This window comes from Paracoccus sp. Z118, from assembly GCF_019061185.1.
GTDB lineage: Bacteria > Pseudomonadota > Alphaproteobacteria > Rhodobacterales > Rhodobacteraceae > Paracoccus.
On sequence record NZ_JAHQZU010000013.1, the window covers coordinates 71,067 to 79,170 of the forward strand.

Consider the following 8,104-nt stretch of genomic DNA (forward strand, 5'->3'; position numbering starts at 1 on the left):
CCCCGCATGTCGTCAGAAGCGGCTCGACAGGCTCACCGAGAAGACCCGGCCGGACTCGGGCACCGCCCGCGTGCCATTGAAGGCGGACGAGTAGTTCTCGTGGTCCGTCAGGTTGCTGGCGTTCAGCGCCAGCCGCCAGTTGTCCTGCTCATAGGCCAGCATCATGTCGAGCGAGACCGTCTCGGGCACCTCGGCGCTGTTGCCGCTGTCGGCCCAGTATTCCGAGGCGTAGCGCACGCCGCCCGCCACCGTGACCGCGCCGCCGGTCCGCGCGACGGGCTGTTCATAGCTGGCCCACAGCGCGAGGTTGTGGCGCGGCACGCCCGGCGCGTCGTTGCCGACCGTCTCCTCGTTCGCGCCGCGGCCGCCGGTGATCTCGCCGTGGAGATTCGCATAGGCCAGCAGCAGGTTCAGCCCCTCGGCCACCTCGCCCGAGGCGCCGAACTCGAAGCCGCGGATGCGGCGGTTCTCGCCATTGGCGCTGAAGCCGGTGGTGATATCGCCGGTGGTCGGGTCCACGTCGTAGGAGTTGCGCTTCTCGATCTGGAACACCGCCGCCGTCAGGCCGACGCGGCCGTCCATCAGGTCCATCTTGCCGCCGAGTTCGATCAGGTCCGAACGCTCGGGCGAGAAGTCCCGGTCGGTGGCCGGAACCTCGGTGTCGAAGGCGTTGACGGCCGCGGCGATGTCGGTTCCCAGCGGGCGATCGGACCGGGCCAAGGTCAGGTAGCCCATGCGGTCGGGCGTGGGTTCCCAGATCAGGCTGACCGAGGGGCTGATCTCGAAGCCGTCCACCTCGCCGCTGACCCGCTCGGCTCCGCCGATCAGCACGCCGTCGAACGAGCTTCTGAACCAGTCGGCGCGGGCGCTGGCGAGGATCGAGAACTGGTCGTTGAAATGCATCCGGTCGGACAGGAACAGGGCTGCGTTCTGCGCCTTGGACGTGCTTTGCTCGTCATCCCAGTCGAACACGGCGCCCCCGGCGTCGCGGATGGGGTCCAGAATGGTCTGTTCGGCGCGCGGGACGGCCCAGCTGCCCCGGCGGCGCTTGTCGATCTGCCAGGACAGATCGACGCCGGCCGTGATCTCGTGCCGGACCGATCCGGTGACGGCCTCGCCCGTCACGGTCGTGACGTTCTGGAAGCCCCAGCCTTCCTGGGCATAGGTCATGCCGCCGCCCGCGCCATAGCTGAGCGGCTGGTCGATCCCGGCAAGAAGCGCCGCGACGCAGGTGGTGTCGCAGCCCGCGGGGTTGGTCGCCGAAAAATCACGTTCGTAGCGCGTCAGGCGCGTGTCGTTGGACAGCGTCCAGCCGCTTTGCAGCTGATGGACAAGGCCCGAGGTGAATGTGTGGACATCGGAATCGTCGCGGTCGGTGCTGCGGACATACGAGATGTCGCGGTCGTATCCGGGCACGCCGTATTCCAGCAGCGGGCGGCTGATCCCGTCCGCGCCCTCTCCCATCGGCTGGCCCATGTCGGGCACGCCCCGGCCGCGCAGCCAGGAATAACCGACGTGCCATTCGGTTCCCGTCCCGATCCCCCGGCCGTAATCGACGGCAAGGCCGAGCCGGTCGTCGGTCACGTCGTCGCGGTCGGCGACATCGCCGTCCTGGACCATCAGGTTCAGCCGCAGCGCCTGGTCATCGGCGATGACGCGGTTGCTGTCGAACTGCAGGCGGCGCGGCCCGCCGCCGGTGATGCTGCCCTCGACATCGTTGAAATCCTCCAGCCCCGCGCGTTTGCGCTGCTGGTTGATGAGGCCGCCGAGGCTGCCGACCCCGAACGCGTCCCCCGACGGCCCCTTGATGACCTGCACGCCCTCGGTATTGAAGGTGTCGCGGGTATAGGCGCCGAAATCGCGCAGCCCGTCCGAATAGACGTCACCCTGCGCCGCAAGGCCCCGGATGCGGAACTGATCGCCCGAGGAGCCGCCGCGTCCTTCGCCCGTGGACAGCGTGATGCCGGGGACGTTGCGCAGCGCCTCCTCCAGCGTGGTGGCGTTCTGCTGTTCGATGACCTCGGCCGGAACGACGTTCACGACCTGCGGCGTCTCGCGGACCGAGGCCGGAAGGCGGGCGATGCCCGTGCCCGCATCGTTCACGTTCGACGATTCGCCCGATGCGGTCAGGACCACCGTGTCCAGTTGCACCACGTCGCCAAGGACGGGCTGCGGGCTGGGCGCATCCTGCGCCAACGCGGGATGGCTGAGGCCGGTCGCGGCGAGCGCGCCGAGCGAGGCCCCCGCGCCACGCAGGATCGGACGAAGGGACGGTTGGGAGCGCAGGGACATGGAGCAGCCTTTCTTACGGTTCGTGCGGTAGATGTGGGCTTGCACGCGCCGGAAGGCGTCGAACTGGCTGTAGCTTACTATTTCTGTCGGAATGGCGGCGTCAAGCGGCCTTTCGGCTGATTGTCGTAGAAAATCAACGACGGTCCGATCCCGTTCAGGGACGCGCAGCCGCTCAGCGCCATGACGATCCGCAGCTCGTCACGCAGCAGCCGCAGGACATGGGCAACGCCCATCGCTCCGGCGACGGTCAGCCCCCAGGCCGCCGGGCGGCCGATCATCACCGCGTCCGCCCCCAGCGCGAGCGCCCGCAGGACGTCCGTTCCCCGCCGGATGCCGCCGTCCATCAGGACCGGCACCGCGCGGTCCAGCGCCGCCGCGACCGCAGGCAGCGCCTCGATCGCGGCGGGCAGGCCGTCCAGCACCCGGCCCCCGTGATTCGAAACGACGATCCCGGCGGCCCCTGCGCTGACCGCGCGGGCGGCATCCTCGGGGTGCACGATTCCCTTGGCCAGCACCGGCAGCGGCGCAGATGCGCAGAGCCATTCCAGATCCGCCCACCCCGGCGCGGCGGCCATCAGCTCCTCAAGACTGCCGCCCGAGGGCCCCGGCACACCGGAAAGGTTGATCGGCGCCAGCCCCTGCGGCAGCGCGAAGCCGGCCCGCATCTCTCGCGGGCGCTGCCCGGCCACCGGGGCGTCCACCGTCAGCATCAGCGCGCCGTAGCCCGCATCCGCGGCCCGGCGGGCGAGCGCCAGCGTGCCCTCGCGCCCCAGCCAGTAAAGCTGGAACCAGTCGCACAGGGCGCCTGCCGCCCGCGCCTCGGTCAGTGTCGTCGTGGCCTGCGCGCTCAGCACCATGCGCGCGCCCTGCGCGGTGGCACCCGCGGCAGTGGCGCGTTCGGCGCCCTGATGCAGCAGCCGTTGCCATGCCACGGGCGCGACGAGGATCGGGTGATCCAGCCGCGTTCCCAGCAGCGTCAGCGATGTGTCGCAGGCGCCGGGATCGCGCAGCACGCGCGGCAGCAGGGGCAGCGCGTCGAAGGCGGCCTCGTTCCGGCGCAGCGTCACCTCGTTCCCCGCGCCGCCATTCAGCCAGGCGGCGGTCCCGGCCGGCAGGGCGGCTTCGGCCGCGCGGCGATAATCGGCGAGCGTCGGCGGCAGCGCCTCAGGCGGCATCCGCCATGCGCCAGTCAAGGCCGGTGAAGCCGTCGCGGAAGGCGAAGATCACCAGATGCTTGTCGATGACATAGCGCAGGTTGATGATGCCCTTGGCGTCCTCGGCCTCGACCCGCGCGACGAATGCGCCATCCTGAGCCTCAAGGCGGATGGTCCCCGCCGCCATCGTGAAATCGGCGGACTCCGCGTCCGAGCGGACCTCGATCTTGTGGGCGAAATGCTTGGCGAGCTGCTGGACGTATTTCGATGCGTTCGGCGTCGGGTAATGGGCTGTCGAGATCATGGCGGTCTTTCAGTGCAGGAGATGGGAGGGGGCGTCGGCCGCCTTCGGGAAGGGTGAGCCGAGCTGGTCGTGCCAGTGGTGATGCAGGACCAGCGGGCGGTCGTCGTGGCGCGAAACCTCGATCGGCGTGTCGTAGAGCGCCGACAGAACCGGCTCGGTCAGCACGGTTTCGGGCGGGCCTTCGGCGACGATGCGGCCGTCCTTCATCGCGACGATATGGTCGGCCCAGGCAGCGGCGTAGTTCACCTCATGCACGACGGTCACGACGCTGCGGCCGCTGCCGCGCACCAGATCGGCCAGCCGCGCCATCAGCGTGCGGGAATGAGCCATGTCGAGGTTGTTCAGCGGCTCGTCCAGCAGCAGCCAGTCGGTGCCCTGCGCGAAGGTCATCGCCAGATGCGCGCGCTGCGCCTGCCCGCCCGACACCTCGTCAAGGAAGCGGTGGGCCAGCGGCTCCAGATCGAAGGCGGCCAGCGCCTGCCGGACCGCAGCCCGGTCGGCGGGGCGGGGGCGGCCGTGGTGATGCGGCCAGCGGCCGAAGCCCACCAGTTCCGCCACCCGCAGGCGGCTGGCGATATGGGTCTGCTGGCCCATGACGGCCATGGCCAGCGCCAGCCGCTCGGTCGGGGTGGTGGAAAGGTCCAGCCCGTCGATCTCGATCCGGCCCTGTTGCACAGGCTCCAACCGGGCGACCAGCCGCAGCAGCGTGGACTTGCCCGCGCCGTTCGGCCCGATCAGCGCGACCAGCTTGCCGCGCGGCAGGGTCAGGTCGATGTCATGCAGGATCGGCGCGGCGCCGATATGATGGCTCAGCCCGTTTATGCGGATCATCTGACACGTCCTCTCAGCAGCAGGAACAGGAAGAACAGGCCGCCCGCGAACTCGACGACGACCGACAGCGTGGCGGTCTGGCCCATCAGGCGCTCGAACAATGTCTGGCCGGCGACGAGGATCACCGCCCCGATCAGCCCGGCGGCGGGCAGCAGCACCGCATGGCGGGCCGAGGGGGCGAGGCCGTGCGCCAGCCCCGCGACCAGCAGACCGAAGAAGGCCACCGGCCCGACCAGCGCGGTCGAGACCGCGACCAGCATCCCCACCAGCCCCAGCGTCACCAGCACCAGCCGGTCGAAACGCAGGCCCAGCGAGACGGCGACCTCTCGCCCCAGCGCCAGCACGTCGAGCCGCGGCGCAAGCCACATCGCGCCCGCGACGCAAAGCCCCGCGATCGCGCCTGCGGCGGGCAGCAGCGCGGCGTCGATGCTGCCGAAGCTGGCGAAGCTGACGCTTTGCACCACGGCAAAGGCGTTGGGGTCCATGATCCGGGCAAGGAAGGTGGAGAGCGAGCGGAACAGCACGCCGAGGATCACCCCGGTCAGGATGGTGCGGGGGATATCCTTCGCCCCCTTGCCCAGCAGTGTGCCGAACAGCATTGCCGCCAGCAGCGACATGACGGCGACCTCGGCCAGGAACTTGGCAGCGCCCGGCAGGGCGGCGAAGCCCGCGACCCCCAGCGTGGCCACCAGCGCCGTCTGAAGCAGCACGTAAAGCGCGTCGAAGCCCATGATCGAGGGCGTCAGCACCCGATTCGCCGCGACCGTCTGGAACAGCACCGTGGCGATGCCCACGGCCGCGCCCACCACGACAAGCCCCGCCAGCTTGGTCCCGCGCAGTTGCAGGATGAAGCCGCGATTGCCGCCGCCGATCCCCTGGAACATCCAGACCAGCGACGAGGCCGCGAGCAGCGCCAGAAGCGCCGCGATCAGGGTGGCGGCGGGCCTATCCATGCGCGCTATCCATGCGCGACTGGCCGGTAGAGAAGCCACAGGAAGATCACCGAGCCGATGATGCCGAGGATCACGCCGACCGGGATCTCATACGGGTGGCGCACGATGCGGCCGATCAGGTCGCAGGCCAGCAGCAGCCCCGCGCCCCCGGCCGCGACGACCGGGATCGAGGCGCGCAGGTTGTCGCCTAGGATCCGGGCGACGATGTTCGGCACGACCAGCCCGACGAAGGGGATCATGCCGACCGTCGTCACGACCAGCGCCGAGACGACCGAGACGACCACCATCCCCAACCGCATCACCCCCCGCGTGGACAGTCCCAGCCCCGTCGCCACCTGATCGCCGAGCGACAGGATCGCGAAGCGGTCGGCCGCGAACCACGCCAGCACCGCCGCCGCGCCAGCGATCCACAGCAGCTCATAGCGTCCGGCGATCACGCCCGAGAACTCGCCCGACATCAGCCAGGTGCCGACGAATTGCAGCAGGTCCGCCTCCCACGCGATCCAGGTGACGACGCTGCCGATGATGCCCGACAGGATCAGCCCGGCGATGGGGACCAGCATCACCTCGCGCACCGGCAGGCGGCGCACGATGGCAAGAAACAGCGCCGTGCCCGCCATCGCGGCGAGGCTGGCGACGATCATCTTGATCCAGATGGGCGAGGCGGGGGCCAGCAGCGTGATGCCCAGCAGCCCCAGCGCCGCGCTTTCGCCGGTGCCCGCGGTGTCGGGACCGACGAAGCGGTTCCGCACGAGGCTCTGGATCACGACGCCGGCGACGGCCAGCGCCGCGCCGGTCAGCAGCACCGCGAGCGTGCGCGGCAGCCGCGATTCCATCAGCACGAGGGCCGTCCACCCGTTGCCGGCCGCAGCACCGGGGCCGATCTGCGCGGCCCCGATGCCGAGGCTGGCCACGACCAGCGCAGTCAGCACCAGCCCGGCGACGAGGGGACGGGCGTTCATCCCGCCAGCGCGGCGGCCAGCGCGTCCAGCGTTTCGCCGAGCGCCGTATAACCGCCGGGCGCCAGATAGACGTTGTCGGCGGGAAGATAGACGATATGGCCGTTCTTCCAGGCGTCGGTCTGATGCACCAGCGCATTGTCCAGCGTCGCCTGCGCCGAGGGTTCGTCCGCGCCGATCGCCGCGCCCCGGTCCAGCACGAACAGCCAGTCGGGGTTGGTCTGGGCGATGAACTCATGGCTGATGGCGTCGCCGTGGCTGGCCTCCGCGTCCAGCGGCTGACCGGCCTGCGGCAGCCCGGTCACGTCATAGATCCAGCCGAAGCGCGAACCCGCGCCGTAAGCCGACATCTTCGGCCCGTTGGTCAGCACCACCAGCGCCGTGCCCTTGTCGCGCCCCGCCTCGGTCAGCGCGGCGAGCTTTTCGTCCAGCGTGGCGGCCAGCGCCTCGCCCTCGGCCTCTTTTCCGAACAGCGCGGCCAGGGCGGTCAGCCGGGCCTTTGCGTCACCGATCAGCCCCGCGCCGTCCACGGTCATGTCGATGGCGGGCGCGACCTGCGCCACGGCATCCTTCTTCACGGCCGAGCGGTTCGCCACGACGATCAGGTCCGGCGCGACGGCCGCGAGCTTTTCCAGATTAGGCTCCTGCAGCGTGCCGACCGGCGACGCCTGCTCCGCAAGCGGCTGCAGGTGGTCGAGGTAGAGCTTGTCCGGCACCGCCGCCGGCGTCACCCCCAGCGCCATCAGCGTGTCCGCGACGCCGAGGTCGAGAACCGCCACCTTCGCGGGCGCCTCGGGCAAGGTCACCGGCCCCTGCGCGGTTTCCACGGTGACATCGGCAAGCGCGCCAGTGGCAAGCAGGGCCGTGAAACCGGCCGACAAGAGCAATCGCATGAGCGCGCGTCCTTTCCTGAGCGGAGACGTAGGGTATTGTCGAAACCGCCGGATATGACGCTCCACGGACCGAGTCAACAATGTCGAGTGATTTTATCAACGATGGCTGGGCATCAGGAGGAGCGAGCCCGCCGCCCGCCTCGTAGCCGACCGGCATGGACGTTCATCGAACTGCGCCCACCAAAAACGCCGGTGAGCTAACGTCATCTGGACAGAGCGATGGGTGACTGGCGGCCGACACGGTTGCTATCTCCGAAGGTTTCTCGAAGTCCGCAAGACCACGGAGCGGGCGCTGGTGGCCGTCATTCAGGAGGCCTGGATCAGCGGGGTCTCCACGCGGCGGGTCAACGAGCTCGTGAGGGCCACGGCGCTGAACGGCATCTCGAAGAGCGCCGTTTCGAAGTTGTGCAAGGACATCGACGAACGGGTCGGCGAATTCCTGAACCGCCCACCGACCGACGAACGGCCCGATGTCTGGCTGGCGATCTGCGAGACGGTGGCGCGGCCAACGATGCGCTTCGCAGCGATCAAGATGTCTCGACATCGAACCTCTCGATCTCCGTCTGGAGGTGCCTGAGGGCCGCAACCAGGATCGTCAGCGTGGCGATGGCGTCTGCTGGCAGGGGCAGTGTCCCAGCGGTTGGTGTAGGAGGCCGCGCGCGGAGCCCCGGCGTAGCGCAGCGCGCGGCCGGGCGTGACGCTGGCGGCCATCGCCGAT

At 69.8% G+C, this 8,104-nt stretch carries 7 protein-coding genes and 1 pseudogene; 1 reads left to right on the top strand and 7 read right to left on the bottom strand.

The window, feature by feature from the left end; genetic code table 11:
• Nucleotides 1-12 precede the first annotated feature (12 nt).
• From KTN05_RS12190 to KTN05_RS12220, 7 genes are all read right to left on the bottom strand, one after another.
• Nucleotides 13-2,292, bottom strand: coding sequence for a TonB-dependent siderophore receptor (locus tag KTN05_RS12190; protein ID WP_217329681.1), 2,280 nt, complete (start codon nt 2,290-2,292; stop codon nt 13-15).
• Nucleotides 2,293-2,369: 77 nt separating this feature from the next.
• On the bottom strand, nt 2,370-3,485 hold the full coding sequence (locus KTN05_RS12195) for an alpha-hydroxy acid oxidase (protein WP_254368169.1): 1,116 nt from the start codon (nt 3,483-3,485) through the stop codon (nt 2,370-2,372).
• Nucleotides 3,457-3,750 (bottom strand): DUF2218 domain-containing protein, encoded by a 294-nt coding sequence (locus KTN05_RS12200; protein ID WP_217329682.1) that lies wholly within the window; start codon nt 3,748-3,750, stop codon nt 3,457-3,459. Before KTN05_RS12200 ends, KTN05_RS12195 begins: the two co-directional genes overlap by 29 nt.
• A gap of 9 nt (nt 3,751-3,759) precedes the next feature.
• Nucleotides 3,760-4,581, bottom strand: coding sequence for an ABC transporter ATP-binding protein (locus KTN05_RS12205; protein WP_217329683.1), 822 nt, complete (start codon nt 4,579-4,581; stop codon nt 3,760-3,762).
• Nucleotides 4,578-5,534, bottom strand: coding sequence for an iron chelate uptake ABC transporter family permease subunit (locus KTN05_RS12210; RefSeq protein ID WP_217329684.1), 957 nt, complete (start codon nt 5,532-5,534; stop codon nt 4,578-4,580). The genes KTN05_RS12205 and KTN05_RS12210 overlap by 4 nt, the downstream gene beginning before the upstream one ends.
• Before the next feature lie 5 nt (nt 5,535-5,539).
• The gene (locus KTN05_RS12215; protein WP_217329685.1) at nt 5,540-6,496 is read right to left on the bottom strand and encodes an ABC transporter permease; all 957 of its coding nucleotides are present in this window, start codon (nt 6,494-6,496) and stop codon (nt 5,540-5,542) included.
• On the bottom strand, nt 6,493-7,386 hold the full coding sequence (locus KTN05_RS12220; RefSeq protein ID WP_217329686.1) for a siderophore ABC transporter substrate-binding protein: 894 nt from the start codon (nt 7,384-7,386) through the stop codon (nt 6,493-6,495). Before KTN05_RS12220 ends, KTN05_RS12215 begins: the two co-directional genes overlap by 4 nt.
• A 235-nt stretch (nt 7,387-7,621) precedes the next feature.
• Here KTN05_RS12220 and KTN05_RS12225 point away from each other — a divergent pair.
• Nucleotides 7,622-7,867 (top strand): annotated as a pseudogene (locus KTN05_RS12225) (transposase); the annotation flags it as partial.
• Between the last annotated feature and the right edge of the window lie 237 nt (nt 7,868-8,104).